We start from the raw sequence: 22100 nt of genomic DNA, 5'->3' as shown, positions 1-22100 counted from the left end.
TTTGTATGAAACTTTTTAATATTATTTTGGTTATTTTTTTATTTAAACAGGGGGGAATATTTTGAAAAAGAAATTCAAACTCAGTTTAGCAGCACAGATTTTAATTGCGTTAGTATTGGGGATAGTTGTAGGGGCTGTATTTTATGAAAATCCAGCTGTCGAAACATATTTGAAACCACTTGGCACCATCTTTTTAAACTTAATTAAAATGATTGTTGTACCAATTATCATTTCAACGCTGATTGTTGGGGTAGCTGGTACAGGCGATTTAAAACAACTTGGTCGCCTTGGTGGTAAGACGATAATATATTTTGAGATTATTACAACGATTGCCATCATTATTGGTTTACTCATTACAAACGTGTTTAAACCTGGTGAAGGTATTGATATGAATCAGTTGGAACAAACGGATATTTCATCCTATGTTGAAACAACTGAACAAGTAGAACATGATGGTGGTTTCATTGATACGATTGTTGGCATTGTACCAACAAACGTCGTGAAAGCAATGGCAGAAGCCGACATGTTATCCGTTATCTTCTTCTCCGTATTGTTCGGTTTAGGAGTTGCAGCGATAGGTGATCGTGGAAAACCAGTCCTTGACATTGCGCAAGGTGTAGCAGATGCCATGTTCTGGGTAACAAACTTAGTAATGAAATTTGCTCCATTTGGGGTATTCGGTTTAATGGCTGTAACCGTTTCAAAATTTGGATTAGAATCATTGATTCCGCTTGGTAAATTAGTCATTACAGTTTACGGTGCGATGATTTTCTTCGTAATCGTTGTATTAGGAATTACAGCGAAAATTGTCAATGTGAACATTTTCCAAGTGATTAAAATTTTAAAGGACGAGCTTATTTTAGCGTACTCCACATCAAGTTCTGAAACGGTATTACCGCGCATCATGCAAAAAATGGAGAAGTTTGGATGTCCAAGAGATATTACATCCTTTGTTATCCCTACAGGTTATTCATTCAACTTAGATGGTTCAACTTTATACCAAGCAATTGCCGCTATTTTCATCGCTCAGTTATACGGCATTGACTTAACAATTGCTCAACAGGTTACATTAGTGCTTGTACTAATGGTTACTTCTAAAGGTATTGCAGGGGTACCTGGTGTATCATTCGTTGTATTACTCGCAACTTTAGGTTCTATAGGTATTCCATTAGAAGGTTTAGCATTTATCGCTGGTATCGACCGTATTCTTGACATGGCTCGTACTGCTGTAAACGTAGTTGGTAACTCTTTAGCAGCGATCGTTATGTCGAAATGGGAAGGTCGATTTGATGAAAATAAAAAGGAAGAGTATCTTACAGAGTTAGCAAAATAAATTTTCGATTTGATTAATCGAGTAGGAGGGAGCGATTAACTCCCGTCCTCTCACACCACCGTACGTACGGTTCCGTATACGGCGGTTCAATTAAGATCATTGACGCAAGTTTTCATAACGAGCTTCAAGACTTTTCAGCCCTTGGTTTCTCCAATAGGAGTTACCAAGGGTTCTGTGTAATATTGGACTTTTTGAAATACGCCAATAACTCTTCTCCATGGCTTCCTTTATTCTGTTCTACACGTTTTAGTGCTTGAAGCATATTCTCCCGTGACAGGATTTGATTCAAAAGCATCGTTATTCTCCTTCCGTGAATAGCTGTTCTCTTTATGCCAGTGATCACTCCACCCTCCAAGAGGTCCCCCACGGGATTCACCGCTTCCTTCCTCAAGTGAGGTACTACGTTTTCTGTGTTCATCATGACTCACTGAATGCCAAGGGCTATTCTCTCTTAATTGTTCGGTCCTTCTTAGTTGTTCTAGACCAACTAATACTATGACCTCTGCTGACTTCTGACGGTTCAGCTACTTATCACTAAGTAGGTTATGAAGCGTACTTCACCTATCCGCCAGACCTCCCCGGGTAAGTACATGCACTTTCACACCATCTATCCGCCTCATTTACTCGATATGACCTTCGACAGAAAGAGCTTTGTTTTGTTTCGCAAACTCACTCAATCATACCTAGCCTTATATGAGGTTCGTGTTCCTCAGACCGGTGTTTTGCCTCCAGCTTCCTTCAGATTCCGCGTCACCACGGACACCCTTGCGTTGAGCTAACCTCTACTTCTGTCTTCGGGGTTCGGGACTTACACCCTATAGTTCATGTACATGCCGGGCGCACATCAAAAAACAAAATTACCGTCAACGGAAATTTTGTGTTAAGACCTTTTTATTTGGAAATATTTATTTTTTTTGGAAAAAGTTAAAGAATAAACTTTACGGAATGTGGTAAAATTGAATACAGATACCGCTTTACTTCCTATTCTCGTTACACCTTGCAAATTCCACAAAAAAACACTTCCGATATTCATAATGAATCCCTTTTATATGGGGTCATTATGAATATATCGAAAGTGCTTTTTAGCAAAAGTTCAATTATTCTAAATTATTAAGGTCAAACTGTGCGATTGTTTCATCCTCGACCATAACCATTAAAGTGGCATCCATTGCATTTTCTTTTAACTTCTCTAACTGTTCGGAAGATGGTGCAGCTTTTAATTGTTCATTGTCCTTTAAGGCACCTAATACAAAATCAAGCGAGAATTCGCCTTCTTGATTAGGTTTAAGAACTGGTAAACCTGTATGCCCCGTACCATAATTTTTTTCCTTATCATAGATATTTATCCCAATTAGTTCTTCCGAAATGGCTTTCAGTTTTTCACTGGGTTCAATATAAATTTTTATACCGTCATCATAATCATATGTTGCGTCATTTAAACGCTTATCTCCTCCAAGATCCTTTCTTCCAACATTTTTTAAAACGAAATTATAATGCAAGTTAACAAATTCTAATTCATCACTATCTTCTACTAAATTATTCTTTTCTATCTCAACTGTCCCACTAATTATTTCTACAGAAGGAGTATTAGAACAACCGGCTAAGAGTAATACAACGAAAAGAATGCTGAAAATCGATTTTGACATATTTTTAACGCTCATTATATATCCTTTCTAAAAAAATAATTAAATACGCTTATGGAGTTTAGATATTATTTTGTAATTGTAGAGTCCATACAGAACCACCTCTACTTTTTAAAGTAGCAGTAGAAGTCGCTCCCACATAATGAGTATATTGCAGACTTACATATTTCCAGTCTTTAAAATCAGAAGAATAAGACCATTCATTTGAAGTTGGTGAATAATCCTTAGCCTGAGTTAGACTTGGGAATCCACTAGTACCAACGGATACTTTTCTGCTCGTAATAGAAACCGTTGAATCACTAATTTTCCATCCTCCAGTAGCTTTTGTAATCTTTGCGTATTCGATATTATTTTCTTTCTTTCTTGAATAATAAATAGTTGAGTAAGCCTTTACACTATAAGAAGAATCCCATTTTTCTTCGCTTTTATTTCCGGATTCTGCGGATGCTATATTGAAACCATTAATATTGTCCGTTTCTTCTACTAATCCAAAAGTAGTAATGGCGAATTCTTCAATTTCAACATCTCCAATTTTTTCTACTTTTAACAATTGAGATGTAGAAACATTCGTAACGTTAAAATCTTCGCTTAATTCACTATTTGTTAATGTAGACGATTTTATTTTGTTTGAATTTGTTAATTGATATTTAGGTAATTCAATATTATTCAATTCAACTTCATGAACTCCATTTAAAGCCCTTTCAAGCAATTCATCTATATCTGTAATTTCTTGAGCTTGATAAATGATTTTTTTGTTATCCTCAACTTGTGCATTTGCTGCTGGTACATTTACAAATACAAGTAAGAATGTAAATAAAAGAAATAAAGAATAAAAATACTTTTTCATACTAATTTCAGGAAATTTTTTATGAATGGAAAATAATATAATTTTATTTTGATAAAACTTTTTCAATATATTGGCGTATTGATTCTTCCCCGTTTGCTAATGCATCCTTTTCTCTCGCTTCATCTTTTGCTAGTTTTTCTTCGGCTTTTTTCAAAATTTCTTCTTCTTCTCCTTGTGGAACAACAACAACACCGTCTACATCTCCAATAATGAAGTCTCCTGGTTGGACGCTCACACCACCAATGGCAATCGGAACATTTACTCGACCGCCGCCATGTTTATTTCCACTAGCAACGGTTGTTCCTAGGGCAAACACCGGAAAATCTAATTCTCGAATTGCTGCAATATCACGTATTACACCATTGACAACAAACCCTTGAATCCCCAATCCTTTCGCAAGAGAAGCTACAAAATCCCCTGCTACTGCTCGATTTGTATTCCCTTTTGCATCAATAACAAGAATATCCCCTTTTTGTGCGATATTAATTGCTTCTAATACAGCTTTATTTTCCCCATCCGGCAATCTAACCGTTACAGCTCGTCCAGCAATTTTATAATGATCGCTTAACGGTTTGATTTTTGCATCTAAATTGGTATGTCCACCTGTTGCATCAGATATTGCAGTAGTCGGTATTGTTAAAAATCTTTCAATTAAATTGGACATTGCGACATAACCCCTTTGAATTTACACAATATTTTAATAATTCTATATTATAGGATAAACTTAACTTTTTCTATATAATTTACAACTAATTTCACTAAATTTTAATAAAGATAAGAAGTTAGCATTCCTACAAATACATATACTATGAATAACCATCATTGCTTTGTGATCACGAGTTGTGCGTAAAAATTTATAAGATGGTTACACTGTATAAAAATTACATAATTCTACAAGGAGTGACACGGCAATGATAATGAACCGCTTAATAAAAGAATGCATCAATGAACAAGGGAAAAAAGTCTACCGGATGGCAACCTATGATATCGAAGTCATTGCAAAGTCAAATGGTGGCCTCTCACCAACTATTATCTATCTTCATCATAATCAAGATGTTACAGATGATATTCGTGACATCCGCTTCGGCGCACGTTCACCCTATTCATATATTGAAGATTACGATGAATTTCAAACAATGCTTTACAATAAAGAACAAAAAGCCATTAATGATTTATATGATTCCATTAGCTTAAGACCGAAGAATATGACTGCTACTGAACAAACGTTGTGGAGTATCGGGGTATTAGTCTTAATGTCCATACCTTTACTCGTAGCAATGCTTATCTTCCATTAAAGGGGGCGTCTGAAAAGTCATTTCAAGACGCCCCCTTTGCGGCTGTCGCTATCGCTTTCGCCGCAGATAAATTGCGGCTGTCGCACATGCTTAGCCGCAGATGAATTGCGACGAGGAGGCGCGTTTGATGTGACCACCGCAGGAGCAAAGTTTTTAAGAGAATATTACTATAAGAAGTAAGGCTGTTCACTTTCTGGACATCCCTTTTTTTCATGATAAAAAACAAAAGAATCCTTGATTAGTGTATTTATTTACACTAGCCTAGGATTCAAATATTGTTAAACATCTTTATTCACGAGATTACTATTGCTCATTTCCAACATTTCAAATAGTTCTTCTAATGAAGTTGCTACTAAAAACAATTCATGTTGTGATTCTCGTAAAAATCCCTCTTCCATCATCTTTTCAAAATGCTGTACTAGACCATCATAAAAGCCATTTACGTTATATAAAATAACAGGTTTCGCATGTAATCCAATTTGCGCCCAAGTAAAAGCTTCAAAATATTCATCAAGTGTTCCGCAACCACCCGGTATCGCTACAAAAGCATCGGAAAGATCGGACATTTTCTTTTTTCGAGCATGCATTGACTCAACGATATATAATTCAGTTAATCCTTTATGCAATTTTTCTTTATTCACTAAATGTTCCGGCATGACTCCGATTACTTCTCCGCCTTCTGCAAGAGCTGCATCCGCTACTTTCCCCATTAAACCTTGAGTTGACCCACCATAAACAAGCCCGTATCCACTACGTGCAATCATTTTCCCTAATTCAATTGCTTTTTCTACATAAACCGACGATTTTCCTGATGATGAACCACAATAAACCGCTATACGCAATTAAGTCACCTTCTCTTTTACTTCCATTATATCGAAAAATTATTAAATCAATGTTAAAGGTTCAAAATTCTATTTTATTTTTTCTTGCATTTTGTTACGGCAAGCATGAAGATGATTCAATCATGAAATCATGATACACTTACACAGAAGGAGAGAGGAATGTGGAATTATATGATAAAGATCAATATTTTATGAGCGAAGCAATTAAAGAGGCAAAAAAAGCGGAAACTCTTGGTGAAGTTCCCATCGGTGCTGTTATTGTCTATCAAGATCAAATCATTGCTCGTTCCCACAACTTGCGGGAAACAACTCAGAACGCTATTACGCATGCGGAACTAATGGCAATTCAAGAAGCTTGCAAAGCACTTGGAAGCTGGCGGTTAGAAGAAACGACATTATACGTGACCCTTGAACCTTGTCCAATGTGTGCTGGAGCGATACTGCAATCAAGAATCCCTCGGGTCGTATATGGTGCACGGGACCCTAAAGCTGGTAGTGTCGATTCGTTATATCGTCTATTAAACGATTCTCGACTAAACCACGAATGTGATGTAACAGAAGGTGTTTTAGCTGATGAGTGCGGCTCTCTATTAACAAATTTTTTTAAAGCGATTCGAGAAAGAAAAAAAGAAGAAAAACGAAAAATGAAATTGAATGAGAAGGAAAATTGTGATTGAGAAATCAGTCACAATTATATTTTTAAAACTATCCACCTAGCATATTATGTTATTTTTTAAAATATATATCATATTTTCTCCTGATTTTTCGTATCTATAAAATATCTAACTTTTTAGAATCAGGAGGAACATGAAAATATGAAGTTTTTAACGAGAATATCAAATGCTATTATGGAAAAGTATTTACCTGATCCATATATTTTTGTTGCAATATTATCAGTACTCGTTGTAATTCTTGGTGTTGTATTAACCCCCTCCTCACCACTTGATATGGTTATTTATTGGGGAGATGGATTCTGGGGATTACTAGCATTTACGATGCAAATGGTCATTGTACTAACTGCTGGACACGTACTAGCAAATAGCCCTTTATTTAAAAAATTTCTAACTGCTATTGCAAGCAGCATCAAATCCCCTGGTATGGCCATTATTATTGTTACATTTGTTTCTTTAATTGCTTGCTGGATTAATTGGGGATTTGGTTTAGTAATCGGAGCTATTTTTGCTAAAGAAATCGCTCGTCATGTAAAAAAAGTGGACTATCGCTTATTAATTGCTAGTGCTTATTCTGGTTTTATTATTTGGCACGGTGGGTTGGCAGGATCCATTCCTCTATCAGTAGCAACTGAAGGACATCCTTTTGAAGAGATGATGGGCGTAGTTCCTACTTCGGGAACAATTTTTACTCCTTATAATTTATTTATTGTACTGGTTATCCTTTTTACTCTTCCATTCTTTAACCGCTGGATGATGCCAAAAGATGATGATGTAGTAGAAGTGGATCCAGCTTTATTAGTAGAAGAAGAGAAGAAATTCCCACCGCCTGAAAATACTTTTGCTTCTCGTTCAGAAAGAAGCTATATTTTAACTATTTTAATTGGAATTATTGGTGTAACGTATCTTGTTTATCATTTTGCAACGAAAGGTTTTGCTCTTGATTTAAATATTGTGAACACAATCTTCGTGATTCTCGGAATTATTTTACACGGAACACCACAACGCTTCTTAGCAGCTACTCAAAATGCCATTAAAACAGCAAGTGGCATCGTATTTCAGTTCCCTTTCTATGCAGGGATTATGGGGATGATGACAAATTCAGGTTTAGCTGCTGTCTTCTCTGAGTGGTTTATTGCTATTTCGAACGATACAACTTTCTATTTATTTACATTTTATTCTGCTGGTTTAGTCAATTTCTTCATTCCTTCTGGTGGAGGTCAATGGGCGGTGCAAGCACCAATCATGTTAGAAGCAGCTCAAGTGATAGGGGCTGATTATGCGAAAACGGCTATGGCTATTGCTTGGGGTGATGCTTGGACGAACATGATTCAACCTTTCTGGGCTCTACCTGCACTTGCCATTGCGGGCTTAAAAGCAAAAGATATTATGGGATTCTGTGTATTCGTTCTCATTTTTACAGGAATTATTATCAGTATTGGATTTTTATTCTTCTAAAAATTAAAAAGCCTGATCATAAAAGTTTTGAACTTTTGATCAAGCTTAAATCTTACAATAATTATTTTTTAACTCTTTCTCTGCGGTGGTTACATCAAACGCGCCTCCTCATTGCATTTTCTGTGACGAAAGCGGGAGCGACAGACGCAAAGGAAGCATTTAAATAACTTTTTAGGAACCCTCGTCCCCTTGTTTATCTCAATTTAAATTGTCGAACTAGTCGATTTAATTCCTCAGCAAGGACTGCCAGTTGTTCAGAACTAGCAGAAATCTCTTCCATTGCACTATTTGTCTGTTCTGATGCAGCCGTTGTTTCTTCAATACCGGCAGCAGCCTCTTCAGAGATTGCAGCAATTTCTTGAATGGAACTGTTCATCTCACTACTGTTTGTTGCGATGGTTGATAAATTTTCAGCTACAACCGTGATACTATCGACCATTTCTTGCAAAGAATTTTGAATCGTAGTAAATGTTTCGTGTGTTGTTTTTATTTGAGTAGACCCCTGCTCAACTTCTTTATAACCATTTGTTAACGCTTCTGTCACAACACTAAATTCTTCCTGAATTTTATTTACAATCTTTGTTATATCCGTTACAGAATATGCTACTTGTTCAGCCAGTTTTCGAACTTCTTCTGCAACAACAGCAAATCCTTTTCCATGTTCTCCTGCTCTTGCCGCTTCAATTGCAGCATTTAAAGATAAAAGATTTGTCTGCTCAGCAATCTCTTTAATGACTATAACCAATTGAGAGATTTCTTGTACTTGGGTATGAAGTTCATTCACTTTACCGACTGAATCACGAACAATATAATCGATTGTTTGCATTTGTTTAGCGGAAGATTCCATCAAACGGCTTCCGTCATTTGTTAATGCCAATATTTCTTTTGCTCTTTGCTGAACACGTTCTCCGTGCTCGTTTGCCTCTTGAGAAGTCGCTACAAAGTTCGCTGCTATGGATGATAAGTTGCTTGCATGATCTGCTTGTTTTTCGGAACCTTGAGCAAGTTCCTCCATTGTCACGACAATTTGATTTGCACCCAGTTTTACCTCATTTGCAGCCTGCGTTAATTCTTCGCTACTACTTGAGACAATTTCGGAGTTTTTCGCAATTTCTTGCAGGATATTCTTCAACTTATCTTGCATATCATTCATTGCCAAAGCTAATTGGCCAGTTTCATCCTTCGATTTAATCCTTATCGGTTCAGGGCTTAAATCTGCTTGAGAAAGTAAATTCATTCTTTCCATAACCATTTGAATAGGCTTTGATATGCTATTTGTAAATACCCATATAACAATTAAACCTATGATTACTGCTATCAACAACGTAAACAAATTCACTTTTAAAATATTATTTGCAGGCTTATTAAAATCCATCATGTATGTACTTGCAACAATTATCCATCCCCAGTTTGAATCCTCTTTTGAATAAACTACTTTTTCTTCAATCTGATTTTCATTTCCGATTAATGGATAATCATAATAAACAAAGCCACCACCTGATTGTCCCACTTTAATAATTTCTTGTATGAATTTTAATCCTTTTGTATCTTCATCATCCCAACTATTTTCGCCTTCTTTTGTTGGATGCGCAAGCATAGTTCACTTTTCATCGACGATAAATAAGTAACCATGTTCTCCTATATCGATATTTTTATTGATTGGTCGTAATCCTTCCTCATTCTTGCTTCCTAAAATTGCTTCTTTTACTTTTTCCTGCGCATCCTCTAATGAAATTTCCCCTCTATCAACATATATTGATTTTTACCAATATTTATACTTATTTAAGAAATTATATTATTCCGAATTCATTTATTCAATATAAATTTTCCGTTTAATTAAATTATTAGGAATATTAAGAAAACGGAAATGCATTCTAGCAAAAAGAAAAAAGCATACCTTTTACTCGGTATGCTTCTTTTTATTACTTTTATTTTTTAGGTGGTGTCATCATTTCTTTTCCACCCATATATGGTCTTAATACTTCAGGAATAATGACACTTCCATCTTCTTTTTGATAATTTTCTAAAATGGCAGCAACTGTACGACCAATAGCAAGTCCTGAACCATTTAATGTGTGAACGTATTCTGGTTTTGCTCCTTGTTCACGACGGAAGCGGATATTTGCACGTCTCGCTTGGAAATCTTCAAAGTTTGAGCAAGATGAAATTTCACGATATTTATTTTGTGATGGCATCCATACTTCTAAATCGTATTTTTTAGCAGCCGTGAAGCCTAAATCAGCAGTACACATTTTCACACGCTGATAAGGCAAGTTTAATAATTGAAGTACTTTTTCTGCATGGCTTGTTAATAACTCTAATTGTTCATAAGATTCTTCCGGTTTAACAAAGCGGACAAGCTCTACTTTATTGAATTGATGTTGGCGGATTAATCCGCGTGTATCTCGACCCGCAGATCCTGCTTCTGAACGGAAACATGCACTATAGGCAGCAAACGCTTTAGGCAACATATCAACGCTTAATATTTCATCCCGATAGAAATTCGTTACTGGCACTTCAGCAGTCGGAATCATGAAATAGTCAGTATCGACAAGTTTAAATACATCCTCTTCAAATTTTGGTAATTGTCCAGTTCCTAATAAACTGTCTCGATTGACAATGACTGGAGGGAGCATTTCCTCATATCCATGTTCTTCCACATGTAAATCCATCATGAAATTCATAAGTGCTCGCTCTAATCTTGCACCTAAGCCGCGGTAAAATACAAAACGGCTTCCCGTTACTTTTGCAGCTCTTTCAAAATCGATGATGCCTAAATCTGTAGCTAAATCCCAGTGTGGTTTAACTTCAAACTGGAACTCCGGCACTTCTCCCCAAGTATATTCCACAACATTATCATCTTCGCTCTCACCAATTGGAACAGATTCATGAGGAATATTTGGCAAACGCATCATCATATCTTTGAATTTTTCCTCAATTTCCTGAAGCTCTGCATCCAACTGTTTAATTTCTTCTCCCACTTGACGCATGCGAACGATCAATTCATCAGCATTTTCTTTATTGCGTTTCATCACAGCAATCTGCTCTGATACTTTATTGCGCTCTGCTTTTAATTCTTCCGCTTTTGCAATTAATTCACGGCGTTTTGAATCAAGAGTTTCAAATTCATCAATATTTCCTAAATCTTCGTTGCGTGTTAACAGGATTTTTTTTACTTCTTCAAAGTTGTCACGGACACGTTTAATATCTAGCATGTTTATTCCTCCAAACTTATTATGAAATTTTCCATATAAAAAGCTCTCAATCCCAAAAGGGACGAGAGCTACCCGCGTTGCCACCCTAGTTGATTAAACAAAATGTTTAATCCTCTTATTTCATAACGGCTTTTCAACCGACCCAATCCTACTAAACATTTCAGCTGGGCAACTCATGGACGGATTCACAAGGGTTTTTATCAGCTTCCACCAACCGCTGACTCTCTAAAAAAAACTGACTTGTTACTACTTCCAATCATCGCATTATCGCTAATCGATTTTAACCATAGCGTACTATATCCCATTCAATTTTGCAAGAAAAGACTTTATGATCTTTCTTTTAACAAATTTTATCTAACTTGCAAAAGTTCTTCTTTCGAAAGGGTCGCAATATCAATGCCTTTCATAGGGGAACCTAATTCCTTTGAAAGTTCTGCAATGAACTTGTAGTCTTTATAATTTTTTGTTGCTTCAACAATGGCGCGTGCAAACTTTTCCGGATTTTCCGATTTGAATATACCGGAACCGACAAACACGCCGTCTGCACCTAATTCCATCATTAAAGCGGCATCTGCCGGTGTTGCCACTCCACCTGCTGCATAATTTAATACCGGTAATCGGCCTAATTCTTTAATTTTTAGCAACAACTCATAAGGGGCACCTAATTTTTTTGCTTCAACCATTAATTCATCATTACTCATGTTGACAACTTGACGAATTTGGGCATTTACTTTGCGAATATGGCGTACAGCCTCCACAATATTTCCTGTGCCAGCTTCACCCTTCGTACGCAACATGGCTGCCCCTTCGCCAATTCTTCTAGCTGCTTCTCCTAAATCACGGCATCCACATACAAAAGGTGCTTTAAATTCACTTTTTAATATATGAAATTCATCATCTGCCGGTGTTAATACTTCACTTTCATCTATCATATCTATACCAATTGCTTCTAAAATGCGGGCTTCAACAATATGGCCAATTCTCGCTTTTGCCATTACCGGAATAGATACCGCATTCTTTACTTCCTCTATAATTCGTGGATCAGCCATTCTGGCTACGCCGCCTTCTTTACGAATATCAGCTGGCACTTTTTCTAATGCCATTACCGCAACAGCACCTGCTGCTTCTGCCACTCTTGCCTGCTCTGCATTCACGACATCCATAATTACTCCGCCTCGTGGAATATTAATTTGCACTAAATTTTCCATAATATGACCTCCTAATATTTTATAACTTTTAGTATAATGAATTTTGACTATATAAAAAGTTCCAATAATTAAAAATTCTATATGGTCAGTTGGAGGTACATATGATGGACATGCTGATCTTCCAATTGGAAAAACAGAATAGTAAGCCTTTATATGAACAACTTTATAACGGAATAAAAAATGCGATTATTCAGAAACAAATTGAAGTGGGAACAAAACTGCCTTCTAAGAGGAAATTGGCGGAGTTTTTAAATATTAGCCAAACAACTATTGAAATCGCCTATTCTCAATTATTAGCTGAAGGATATATTACTTCCGTTCCGCGTGTAGGATACTTTGTGGAGGAAATTGATGAACTGCCATATGTGGAAAAAATTCAAGAAACAAATATAGAGATTCCTCAAAAAGAACAAAAACAATATCAATATGATTTTCATCCTGGTAAAGTCGATGAAGATTCTTTTCCTTTTGCTTTATGGAGAACGTATGTAAAGGATATTTTTGATATCAGCTCAAAAGAATTGCTGCAAATGGGCGAACCTCAAGGAGAAATAGAATTACGGAATGAAATTGCCAATTATTTATTTCAATCCAGGGGCATTTATTGCGAACCTGAACAAATCGTCATAGGATCCGGAACTGAGCATCTTCTTCCGATGATTTTGCGCCTATTTGAAGACAATTCCATACTTGCCCTTGAAAACCCGGGCTATTCAGCTATTCCTAGAATACATTTAAATAATAATGCCATTCCCATTTCTGTTGATGAAGAAGGCTTAATAGTGGATGAACTTGAAAAAACAAATGCAAATATTGTCTATATTACTCCTTCTCATCAATTCCCAACAGGGGCTGTCCTTTCAGCAACAAGAAGAGCCCAACTGCTTAAATGGGCCAGCAAAGATACCAATCGATATATTATTGAAGATGATTACGACAGTGAATTCCGTTATATCGGTAAACCAATTCCAGCACTTCATGGCTTAGATCAGAATAATAAAGTTATTTATATGAGCACATTTACAAAATCGCTGATGCCATCTTTGCGCGTTGCTTATATGGTATTACCCCATCATTTATTAATGAAATATAAAGAAATGTTTAGCTATTACTCAGCAACAGTTCCAAGATTTGTTCAGCACATACTGGCAAATTTTATGAAAGATGGCCATTTTTCTAAACATTTAAATCGTATGAGGAAAATTTATCGTAAAAAACATGATAAATTGAAACATACACTATCTACTTATTATCCAGAAGTAACAATTACGGGAGATCAAGCGGGAATGCATGTACTCTTATCTGTACCAATCGACAAAAGTATAGAACAATTAAAACAACTTGCAAATGATTGCGGAATCTCCATAACTCCTGTAACAAATTATTTATTAAAACCGATCGAATACGAACATCCTACTTTCCTCCTTGGATTTGGGGGTATTCCTTTAAATGAAATTGAAAATGCAATCCATCAATTAATGCGTTGTTGGGGAATTCAAAAAAATCCATAAACAACAAAAGCTCGCTAAAGGATAAACGATTAGCGAGCTTTTATCATAACAGTCTAATATATTTCCCACAGTTATTTCCCAAGCAATATTTTTTAGTAGTACTGATCCATCCACCAATAGTCATTAATAGAAATTTGAAAGTATGTTAAGCATGTCTTCGGGATTATATTCGTACCTAATGAATAAATTGGAACCCAACATTATGATCGAAATAAGTCACATAAAGAAAACATACTAACATTAGTAGTACAGACCTAGGCCAAGGTTTGTGCTACTATTTTTTTATAGTAGAAGTGAAGGAAGGTCGAACAGCCCCTGGGACCAAATAGAGTCCGTATTAAAAACAGACCAACTTCACACCCTTATTTGAATCAGTTTAGTATGTTGGGTCCATAGAGACCGTGTATAAGAAAATGGAATCGATAAGGCAATGTGAAGAACTTCTATGTTTGGCTAAAAAGGAGAGGCAGAAAATATGAAACACGTAGTGGCATTTGATGTCAGTATGGGGAAAAGTACAATGGTCATTTACGACCGTTATCGTCAATGCGAATATGAGGGTGAAATAACCCATAACCGTTACTCTTTCGAGAAATTAAACAAAACCCTTATAACTTTAACACAAAAAGATGGACAGGCACCTGATATTGTCTTTGAAGCAACAGGCGTATATTCAAAACCACTAGAACGATTCTTAGGTGATCAAGGTTATATGTATTATCGAGTTAACCCACTCGAAGCGAATATTCAAATGGCTTCAATGAGGAGACAAAAAACAGATAAAAGCGACGCTCATGAACTTGCGAAAACTCACTTTAGAGTTGAACGTGAACAAACTTATCAAGAAGAGGATTATTATAAACAAATGCGTGCAATGACGAGATATTATGATGAATTAAGTAGTGAAATGACGCATTTATATAGTCGTTTACATGCGATTCTACAATTGAGTTTTCCCGAGTTAGAAAAGCTATTCAGTAAACGTTCTGCTTTATTTTTGAATGTCGTTCAATTATACCCTCATCCGGATCATGTGTTAGTTTGTTCAAAAACAGTGATTCGTAATCGTTTAAAAGCCAACACAAGAAAAAACTTATCATTGGCACGTGCTGAAGAAAAAGGGATCGCTTTAATCGAAGCAGCAAAAGAAGCGTATCCAGCAATTTCAAAAGATGATATTCGCTGTGAACAAGTGCGGGATTATGCCAAACGGATTGCAGACTTGAAGGAGAAAAGAGATCAACTTGTCCAAAAGATGGTTAAATTATCGAAAGATAAACAAGAGTATCAGATTTTAATTTCATTTCCAGGAATCGGAGAAACGACTGCAGTTCGTTTAATTGGAGAATTAGGAGATATTCGACGATTCAAAAACCATAAACAACTGAATGCTTACGTCGGTATTGATATCATGAGATATCAATCTGGGAATACCTTTTATAAAGACAAGATTAATAAAAGAGGAAATAACAAACTTAGAAAGATTCTATTTTACATGATCCAGACCATGATCCAACTACGGAAAAATACACAAAATCATATTGTAGATTATTATGATAAATTAAAAACGCAACCCCAGAGGAAACCTCATAAAGTTGCGTCCATAGCATGCGTGAATAAGTTCTTGAAATCGGCTTATCACCTTATCACACATAATCTGAAATACGATTACGAAAAGGCAACAATGCATCAGTAATCGTAAGTAAGATTATATCACAAAGACCTGGCGAAAAAAATGGAAATCGTGAGGTCTATTTGTCATGCGAAAATTTATTTTGGAAGGAAGGGGTACCCCTTCCTTCCAAAATAAAATCTATGTTAACCAAATTATTTAATAAAAAACACTTGACTAGAGGTAAGAAGGGGATGTCCGGAAAATCGATCACTTTCTGAACAACCTCCATTCTTATATTCATATTTTCTTAAAAGCTTTGCTCATGCGGGTTACAGAAAATGATGCCACTATCCTTGCCGAAAAAGGGGCTTCTCAAAATGATATTTGAGAAGCCCCCCTTAACTAAAAATTCATCTATATTTAATAGATAAAACACGTCAACTATTTTGCAATGGGCAGATTATTATGAAAATAACCCGCCTACAAAACTAGTAATTCCTCCCCAAAGATTACTGAAGAAATTACCGATTCCTTGGAAGAATAATGAGATAAATCCTGCTCGTTCAACATCGTCTGCTGTTACTACATCAACAGCCATTTCTTTACCATCGATAAAACCGTAATCAGAACCTTCTTTTCTTTCAATTACGACTTTCCCAACTACCGTCCCTTTTTCAACTTTCGCTTCAAGGGACTCTTTATCTAACACTAACTTTGGTTGATATAAATCTTTTTCTGATGTTTTTACAAGCATGGATAAAGGTTCTTTTACAGCAATTTTTACTTTATCTTCTTTTCCTTTAATGACTTTAATAGATTCTTTTCCTTTTTCAGAAAAGTCGGCTGGAATAATTTCTTGTTTTGCAAATTGGCTAAAACCATAATCGAACAATTTTGCTGTTGCATCAAAACGCGCTTTATATGAACCAACACCGTTTGAATCAACAGCATTCATTACAACTGAAATTAAACGTGTACCATTTCGTTCAGCAGTTCCTGTAAAACAGTATCCCGCTAAATTAGTTGTACCTGTTTTCAATCCATCGACACCTTGATATTGATATACCAACCCTGGCAACATGAAGTTCCAGTTTTCCATCTTAATGGCATCATCTGTACCTTCTCTGAACGTTTTTCTCGGAATGCTAGCAGTCTCTAAAACTTCAGGATAATCTTTCAGTAAATGATAGGCAAGTTTTGCAACTGAGCGAGCTGGCATTACGTTTTCATCTTCCGGACCTGTCCCAGCAGGATGCATGCCCATTAAATCAGCATTATTTAATCCTGTTGAATTGACAAATTTATACCCTTCTAGTCCTAATTCTTCCGCTTTTTTATTCATTAGCTTTATAAACTCTGTTTCCGTTCCAGCTACTGTTTCAGCGATTGCCACTGTAGCAGCATTTGCAGAGTAAATTACCATTGCCTCATACAATTCTTGAATCGTATAAGTTCCATCTGCTCTTAACGGCACATTACTTAATGCACGATTTTGTGACAACTTATATGTATATTCCGTCACGCGATATTCTTGATCCCAACTAACTGTACCAGCTTTAATCGCATCTAATAAAATATACTCTGTCATCATTTTTGACATACTCGCAATACCAAGCGGTGTGTCAGCATTTTGCTCGTATAATATTTTCCCTGAATCTGCATCAATTAAAATGGCAGCCCCAACATTTAATCCTAAATCTGTTTCAGCATTGGCTTGGGGTGTCGTAACAATCATGCTAATTAACAGAATTGGAATCATGAGTAAGCTGATCATTGATGTCTTCCTTGCTGTTTTCACTTAAATGTACCTCCACTCATTATTATCATCTTCGCTCATTTTACCATAGATAGTATTCGATGTGTGTAACGAACAAGAAAAAACACTCTTCTAACATCTACAGTGACGTTAGAAGAGTGTTTAGGTTTCAAATTATTGAAGAGAATAGTTTGGAGCTTCTTTCGTAATTTGTACATTGTGTGGATGAGATTCACGAAGACCTGCATTTGTCATGCGGACGAATTGAGATTTTTCGCGTAAATGTTCTAAGTTAGGAGCTCCGCAATATCCCATTCCTGAACGGATACCACCCACTAATTGTTCGATTGTATCAGCAAGAGGCCCTTTGTATGGTACACGTCCTTCAATGCCTTCAGGAACTAATTTTTTCGCATCTTCTTGGAAATAACGGTCTTTTGACCCTTGTTCCATCGCAGCAAGAGAACCCATTCCACGATATACTTTAAAACGACGTCCTTGGAAAATTTCTGTTTCACCAGGTGATTCTGTTGTTCCTGCAAGAAGTGAACCAAGCATAACAGCATGTCCACCTGCTGCAAGAGCCTTCACGATATCACCAGAATATTTAATGCCACCATCTGCAATAATTGTTTTACCATATTCACGAGCAACTGTTGCGCAATCGTAAATCGCTGTAATTTGTGGTACACCTACTCCTGCTACAACACGAGTCGTACAAATGGATCCAGGGCCAATACCTACTTTTACTACATCTGCTCCAGCTTCAAACAATGCACGCGCTGCTTCAGCTGTCGCAACATTTCCTGCAATAATCTCTAAATCTGGATATTCATTTCGAATTTCTTTAACTGTATCAATTACGCCTTGAGAATGGCCATGAGCTGTATCAATAACAATAACATCTACTTGCGCTTCAACTAATTTTTTTACACGGGCACTTGTATCTTTTGAAACCCCAACAGCAGCACCTACTACAAGTCGACCAATGCTGTCTTTTGCTGCATTTGGGAATTCTATTACTTTTTCGATGTCTTTAATTGTAATTAAACCTGTTAATTTTCCTTCATTATCTACGATTGGAAGTTTCTCAATTTTATACTTTTGTAATATTTTCCCAGCTTCTTCTAATGTCGTTCCTACAGGAGCTGTTATTAAATCTTCTTTTGTCATTACTTCTTCAATTTTCAATGAATAATCGGAAATGAAACGTAAATCTCGATTCGTAATAATTCCCACTAATTTTTGTTCTTCTTCATTATTTACAATTGGAACACCCGAAATGCGATATTTACCCATTAAATGTTCAGCATCAAACACTTGATGACTTGGTGTTAAAAAGAAAGGATTCGTAATGACACCATTTTCAGATCGTTTTACTTTTTCTACTTCTTCTACTTGTTCTTCAATGGACATGTTTTTATGAATAATCCCGATTCCACCTTGACGTGCCATTGCAATCGCCATTCTAGATTCAGTTACTGTATCCATTCCAGCACTAATAATAGGAATATTTAATTTGATTTTTGGTGTAAGTTGTACTGATAAATCTACTTCTTTTGGTAATACTGCTGAATGCGCTGGTATTAATAATACATCGTCGAATGTTAATCCTTCTTTTGTAAATTTCGTCTCCCACATTTCGATTATTCCTCCTAAGTACAAAACGAATATTAATAGTAAGATTAACAACATGTTTTCCTAGTGTCAAGAATCTAACAAATAGAAAAAGTATTCGGACTATTGAAAATTGTCATTTTGTGTTACACTATTTTAATTTAGATATGTAATGCTAAACTAGATTTATTTTGCTCTTTTTACATGCAATTATGAAATTTGATATCTTCCAACATTAAAAATGGCTATTAACTAATTAAAAGATGCAACCCAACTATATATATCATGAAGGGGATTACGACTAACTTCATCATTCAATTAATAAATGGCATCGAATTGCTTGATAATCAGTCATATTTGACTTCATTTTTTATACCGTTGGGTTTTACGAATTGAATATTTTGCAGTGGCATATTGAAAAACAACATCCTGTTCGCGCCGATCGGACTTTCAGTCCTTGGTAGTAAGGGGCTTCAATTTTTGATCGAGTAGGAGGGAGCGATTAACTCCCGTCCTCTCACACCACCGTACGTACGGTTCCGTATACGGCGGTTCAATTAAGATGATTGACGCAAGTCTTTATAACTTCCGTGAATAGCTGTTCTCTTTATGCCAGTGGTCACTCCACCCTCCAAGAGGTCTCCCACGGGATTCACCGCTTCCTTCCTCAAGTGAGGTACTACGTTTTCTGTGTTCATCATGACTCACTGAATGCCAAGGGCTATTCTCTCTTAATTGTTCGGTCCTTCTTAGTTGTTCTAGACCAACTAATACTATGACCTCTGCTGACTTCTGACGGTTCAGCTACTTATCACTAAGTAGGTTATGAAGCGTACTTCACCTATCCGCCAGACCTCCCCGGGTAAGTACATGCACTTTCACACCATCTATCCGCCTCATCTACTCGATATGACCTTCGACAGAAAGAGCTTTGTTTTGTTTGGCAAACTCACTCAATCATACCTAGCCTTATATGAGGTTCGTGTTCCTCGGACCGGTGTTTTGCCTCCAGCTTCCTTCAGATTCCGCGTCACCACGGACACCCTTGCTCTTGGCTAACCTCTACTTCTGTCTTCGGGGTTCGGGACTTACACCCTATAGTTCATGTACATGCCGGGCGCACCAATAAAAAAGACACCACTGTTGTGGTGCCTTTTTGCGAAGCGCTCGTCTATCTCTCACAAGGGGACCCCTTAACTACCATCGGCGCTAACTCCGAAGCACGTTGACCGGCGAATTTCTGCGTCAGCTTCGGCAGTCCGGTGCTCACGTACATAGTACGCTCCGCTCCGGGCCGCCTCGCTTCCTTGAACTTCTTGGTCCCCGTGCTTCTCGTCTCCTCCAAATAATTGTTTTGCTTACGTTTTAAATGCCACTTCTCTATCGCGCCGATCGGACTTTCAGTCCTTGGTAGTAAGGGGCTTCAATTTTTGCAATAAAAAAAGCACCACTGTTGTGGTGCCTTTTTGCGAAGCGACGTCCTACTCTCACAAGGGGAAGCCCCTTACTACCATCGGCGCTGAAGAGCTTAACTTCCGTGTTCGGTATGGGAACGGGTGTGACCTCTTCGCCATCGTCACTTCACTATATGAGAGGTTGTTCTCTCAAAACTGGATAACGACATTGAAAATGATTGGTTAAGTCCTCGATCGATTAGTATCCGTCAGCTCCACACGTCACCGTGCTTCCACCTCGGACCTATCTACCTCATCGTCTTTGAGGGATCTTACTTGCTTATGCAATGGGAAATCTCATCTTGAGGGGGGCTTCATGCTTAGATGCTTTCAGCACTTATCCCGTCCACACATAGCTACCCAGCGGTGCCTTTGGCAAGACAACTGGTACACCAGCGGTGTGTCCATCCCGGTCCTCTCGTACTAAGGACAGCTCCTCTCAAATTTCCTACGCCCACGACGGATAGGGACCGAACTGTCTCACGACGTTCTGAACCCAGCTCGCGTACCGCTTTAATGGGCGAACAGCCCAACCCTTGGGACCGACTACAGCCCCAGGATGCGATGAGCCGACATCGAGGTGCCAAACCTCCCCGTCGATGTGGACTCTTGGGGGAGATAAGCCTGTTATCCCCGGGGTAGCTTTTATCCGTTGAGCGATGGCCCTTCCATGCGGAACCACCGGATCACTAAGCCCGTCTTTCGACCCTGCTCGACTTGTAGGTCTCGCAGTCAAGCTCCCTTATGCCTTTACACTCTGCGAATGATTTCCAACCATTCTGAGGGAACCTTTGGGCGCCTCCGTTACCTTTTAGGAGGCGACCGCCCCAGTCAAACTGTCCACCTGACACTGTCTCCCAAGCCGATCAGGCTTGCGGGTTAGAATTTCAGTACAACCAGGGTAGTATCCCAAGGGCGCCTCCAGGGAAGCTGGCGCTCCCCCTTCTACGGCTCCTACCTATCCTGTACAAGTTGCACCGAAATTCAATATCAGGTTACAGTAAAGCTCCACGGGGTCTTTCCGTCCTGTCGCGGGTAACCTGCATCTTCACAGGTACTATAATTTCACCGAGTCTCTCGTTGAGACAGTGCCCAGATCGTTACGCCTTTCGTGCGGGTCGGAACTTACCCGACAAGGAATTTCGCTACCTTAGGACCGTTATAGTTACGGCCGCCGTTTACTGGGGCTTCAATTCGGAGCTTCGCTTGCGCTAACTCCTCCTCTTAACCTTCCAGCACCGGGCAGGCGTCAGCCCCTATACTTCACCTTACGGTTTTGCAGAGACCTGTGTTTTTGCTAAACAGTCGCCTGGGCCTATTCACTGCGGCTCATCAGGGCTTGCACCCCAATGAGCACCCCTTCTCCCGAAGTTACGGGGTCATTTTGCCGAGTTCCTTAACGAGAGTTCTCTCGCTCACCTTAGGATTCTCTCCTCGACTACCTGTGTCGGTTTGCGGTACGGGCACCTCCCGCCTCGCTAGAGGCTTTTCTTGGCAGTGTGAAATCAGGAACTTCGCGCATAACGCGCTCCCCATCACAGCTCGGCGTATTAGGAAGCGGATTTGCCTACTTCCACGCCTTGCTGCTTGGACACGCTCGACCAACGGCGTGCATTCCCTATCCTCCTGCGTCCC

16 protein-coding genes, 2 rRNA genes, 2 pseudogenes and 1 other annotated feature (1 of these 21 cut by a window edge) are annotated in these 22100 nt (G+C 38.0%); of the genes and pseudogenes, 6 read left to right on the top strand and 14 right to left on the bottom strand.

Translation table 11 applies throughout. The features are described from left to right. Positions 1 to 61: 61 nt before the first annotated feature. On the top strand, positions 62 to 1333 hold the full coding sequence (gltP, locus tag NSU17_RS07990; RefSeq protein WP_340704746.1) for a glutamate/aspartate:proton symporter GltP: 1272 nt from the start codon (positions 62 to 64) through the stop codon (positions 1331 to 1333). A 96-nt stretch (positions 1334 to 1429) separates the two neighbouring features. On the opposite strand, the pseudogene NSU17_RS07985 reads toward gltP, so the two are convergent. From NSU17_RS07985 to NSU17_RS07965, 5 genes and pseudogenes are all read right to left on the bottom strand, one after another. Continuing rightward, positions 1430 to 1546 (bottom strand): annotated as a pseudogene (locus tag NSU17_RS07985) (group II intron maturase-specific domain-containing protein); the annotation flags it as partial. Then, complete coding sequence (locus NSU17_RS07980) at positions 1494 to 1628, bottom strand: hypothetical protein (protein WP_340705529.1); 135 nt, start codon at positions 1626 to 1628, stop codon at positions 1494 to 1496. The gene NSU17_RS07980 and the pseudogene NSU17_RS07985, both read right to left, overlap by 53 nt. An 802-nt stretch (positions 1629 to 2430) precedes the next feature. Then, on the bottom strand, positions 2431 to 2979 hold the full coding sequence (locus NSU17_RS07975) for a hypothetical protein (protein WP_340704745.1): 549 nt from the start codon (positions 2977 to 2979) through the stop codon (positions 2431 to 2433). 58 nt (positions 2980 to 3037) lie between these two features. Beyond that, positions 3038 to 3889 (bottom strand): hypothetical protein, encoded by an 852-nt coding sequence (locus NSU17_RS07970; RefSeq protein ID WP_340704744.1) that lies wholly within the window; start codon positions 3887 to 3889, stop codon positions 3038 to 3040. Further along, positions 3867 to 4487, bottom strand: coding sequence for an RraA family protein (locus NSU17_RS07965; protein WP_340435439.1), 621 nt, complete (start codon positions 4485 to 4487; stop codon positions 3867 to 3869). Before NSU17_RS07965 ends, NSU17_RS07970 begins: the two co-directional genes overlap by 23 nt. 247 nt (positions 4488 to 4734) lie before the next feature. Between NSU17_RS07965 and NSU17_RS07960 the strand changes: the two genes are divergently transcribed. Beyond that, on the top strand, positions 4735 to 5118 hold the full coding sequence (locus NSU17_RS07960) for a sodium:proton antiporter (protein ID WP_340704743.1): 384 nt from the start codon (positions 4735 to 4737) through the stop codon (positions 5116 to 5118). A gap of 278 nt (positions 5119 to 5396) precedes the next feature. Here the strand turns inward: NSU17_RS07960 and NSU17_RS07955 are convergent, their stop codons facing one another. Next, a complete protein-coding gene (locus NSU17_RS07955; RefSeq protein WP_340704742.1) occupies positions 5397 to 5960 on the bottom strand; it encodes an LOG family protein in 564 nt (187 codons plus the stop codon). A gap of 161 nt (positions 5961 to 6121) precedes the next feature. Here NSU17_RS07955 and tadA point away from each other — a divergent pair, with 161 nt between their 5' ends. Further along, positions 6122 to 6637 (top strand): tRNA adenosine(34) deaminase TadA, encoded by a 516-nt coding sequence (gene tadA, locus NSU17_RS07950; RefSeq protein ID WP_340704741.1) that lies wholly within the window; start codon positions 6122 to 6124, stop codon positions 6635 to 6637. Between the two features lie 138 nt (positions 6638 to 6775). After that, positions 6776 to 8089 (top strand): short-chain fatty acid transporter, encoded by a 1314-nt coding sequence (locus NSU17_RS07945; protein ID WP_340704740.1) that lies wholly within the window; start codon positions 6776 to 6778, stop codon positions 8087 to 8089. A 193-nt stretch (positions 8090 to 8282) separates the two neighbouring features. Here the strand turns inward: NSU17_RS07945 and NSU17_RS07940 are convergent, their stop codons facing one another. From NSU17_RS07940 to pdxS, 4 genes and pseudogenes are all read right to left on the bottom strand, one after another. After that, on the bottom strand, positions 8283 to 9104 hold the full coding sequence (locus NSU17_RS07940) for a methyl-accepting chemotaxis protein (protein WP_340705493.1): 822 nt from the start codon (positions 9102 to 9104) through the stop codon (positions 8283 to 8285). Positions 9105 to 9227: 123 nt separating this feature from the next. Beyond that, positions 9228 to 9845: pseudogene (locus NSU17_RS07935) on the bottom strand (cache domain-containing protein); the annotation flags it as partial. Between the two features lie 172 nt (positions 9846 to 10017). Further along, entirely contained in the window at positions 10018 to 11304 is a 1287-nt protein-coding gene (gene serS / locus NSU17_RS07930; RefSeq protein ID WP_096549956.1) for a serine--tRNA ligase, read from the bottom strand. Positions 11305 to 11358: 54 nt separating this feature from the next. Beyond that, positions 11359 to 11573 (bottom strand) — a binding site (T-box leader). Between the two features lie 81 nt (positions 11574 to 11654). Then, positions 11655 to 12512: a pyridoxal 5'-phosphate synthase lyase subunit PdxS gene (gene pdxS / locus NSU17_RS07925; RefSeq protein ID WP_340704739.1), complete on the bottom strand. Its 858-nt coding sequence runs from the start codon at positions 12510 to 12512 to the stop codon at positions 11655 to 11657. A gap of 104 nt (positions 12513 to 12616) precedes the next feature. On the opposite strand from pdxS, the gene pdxR reads away from it, so the two are divergent. Together pdxR and NSU17_RS07915 are read left to right on the top strand one after the other, a co-directional pair. Continuing rightward, positions 12617 to 14023, top strand: coding sequence for a MocR-like pyridoxine biosynthesis transcription factor PdxR (pdxR, locus tag NSU17_RS07920; RefSeq protein WP_340704738.1), 1407 nt, complete (start codon positions 12617 to 12619; stop codon positions 14021 to 14023). A 475-nt stretch (positions 14024 to 14498) separates the two neighbouring features. After that, positions 14499 to 15719 carry an IS110 family transposase gene (locus tag NSU17_RS07915; RefSeq protein ID WP_340704705.1) on the top strand — a complete coding sequence of 407 codons (1221 nt, stop codon included), beginning with the start codon at positions 14499 to 14501 and terminating at the stop codon, positions 15717 to 15719. 382 nt (positions 15720 to 16101) lie between these two features. Here the strand turns inward: NSU17_RS07915 and NSU17_RS07910 are convergent, their stop codons facing one another. The 4 genes from NSU17_RS07910 to NSU17_RS07895 form a co-directional block, all read right to left on the bottom strand. Then, positions 16102 to 17436, bottom strand: a complete 1335-nt coding sequence (locus NSU17_RS07910; protein ID WP_340704737.1) for a serine hydrolase — start codon at positions 17434 to 17436, stop codon at positions 16102 to 16104. Positions 17437 to 17568: 132 nt separating this feature from the next. Continuing rightward, complete coding sequence (gene guaB / locus NSU17_RS07905) at positions 17569 to 19035, bottom strand: IMP dehydrogenase (protein WP_340704736.1); 1467 nt, start codon at positions 19033 to 19035, stop codon at positions 17569 to 17571. Between the two features lie 1444 nt (positions 19036 to 20479). Further along, positions 20480 to 20595 (bottom strand): 5S ribosomal RNA (rrf, locus tag NSU17_RS07900). Positions 20596 to 20644: 49 nt separating this feature from the next. Then, positions 20645 to 22100: ribosomal RNA gene (locus tag NSU17_RS07895) — 23S ribosomal RNA — on the bottom strand; it runs 1471 nt beyond the window's last position.

This window comes from Ureibacillus sp. FSL K6-2830 (genome assembly GCF_038004145.1).
Classification (GTDB): Bacteria; Bacillota; Bacilli; order Bacillales_A; family Planococcaceae; genus Ureibacillus; species Ureibacillus thermosphaericus.
Note: the sequence above shows the minus strand (reverse complement) of the source record. Positions and strands in the feature narration are given on the sequence as shown.

Excerpts from the sequence above, each read along its gene's own strand:
- NSU17_RS07980 (WP_340705529.1), bottom strand. The coding sequence starts at position 1,628 with ATGCTTTTGAATCAAATCCTGTCACGGGAGAATATGCTTCAAGCACTA.
- NSU17_RS07975 (WP_340704745.1), bottom strand. The coding sequence starts at position 2,979 with ATGTCAAAATCGATTTTCAGCATTCTTTTCGTTGTATTACTCTTAGCC.
- NSU17_RS07965 (WP_340435439.1), bottom strand. The coding sequence starts at position 4,487 with ATGTCCAATTTAATTGAAAGATTTTTAACAATACCGACTACTGCAATA.
- NSU17_RS07960 (WP_340704743.1), top strand. The coding sequence starts at position 4,735 with ATGATAATGAACCGCTTAATAAAAGAATGCATCAATGAACAAGGGAAA.
- NSU17_RS07945 (WP_340704740.1), top strand. The coding sequence starts at position 6,776 with ATGAAGTTTTTAACGAGAATATCAAATGCTATTATGGAAAAGTATTTA.
- NSU17_RS07940 (WP_340705493.1), bottom strand. The coding sequence starts at position 9,104 with ATGGAGGAACTTGCTCAAGGTTCCGAAAAACAAGCAGATCATGCAAGC.
- serS (WP_096549956.1), bottom strand. The coding sequence starts at position 11,304 with ATGCTAGATATTAAACGTGTCCGTGACAACTTTGAAGAAGTAAAAAAA.
- pdxS (WP_340704739.1), bottom strand. The coding sequence starts at position 12,512 with ATGGAAAATTTAGTGCAAATTAATATTCCACGAGGCGGAGTAATTATG.
- pdxR (WP_340704738.1), top strand. The coding sequence starts at position 12,617 with ATGGACATGCTGATCTTCCAATTGGAAAAACAGAATAGTAAGCCTTTA.
- NSU17_RS07915 (WP_340704705.1), top strand. The coding sequence starts at position 14,499 with ATGAAACACGTAGTGGCATTTGATGTCAGTATGGGGAAAAGTACAATG.
- guaB (WP_340704736.1), bottom strand. The coding sequence starts at position 19,035 with ATGTGGGAGACGAAATTTACAAAAGAAGGATTAACATTCGACGATGTA.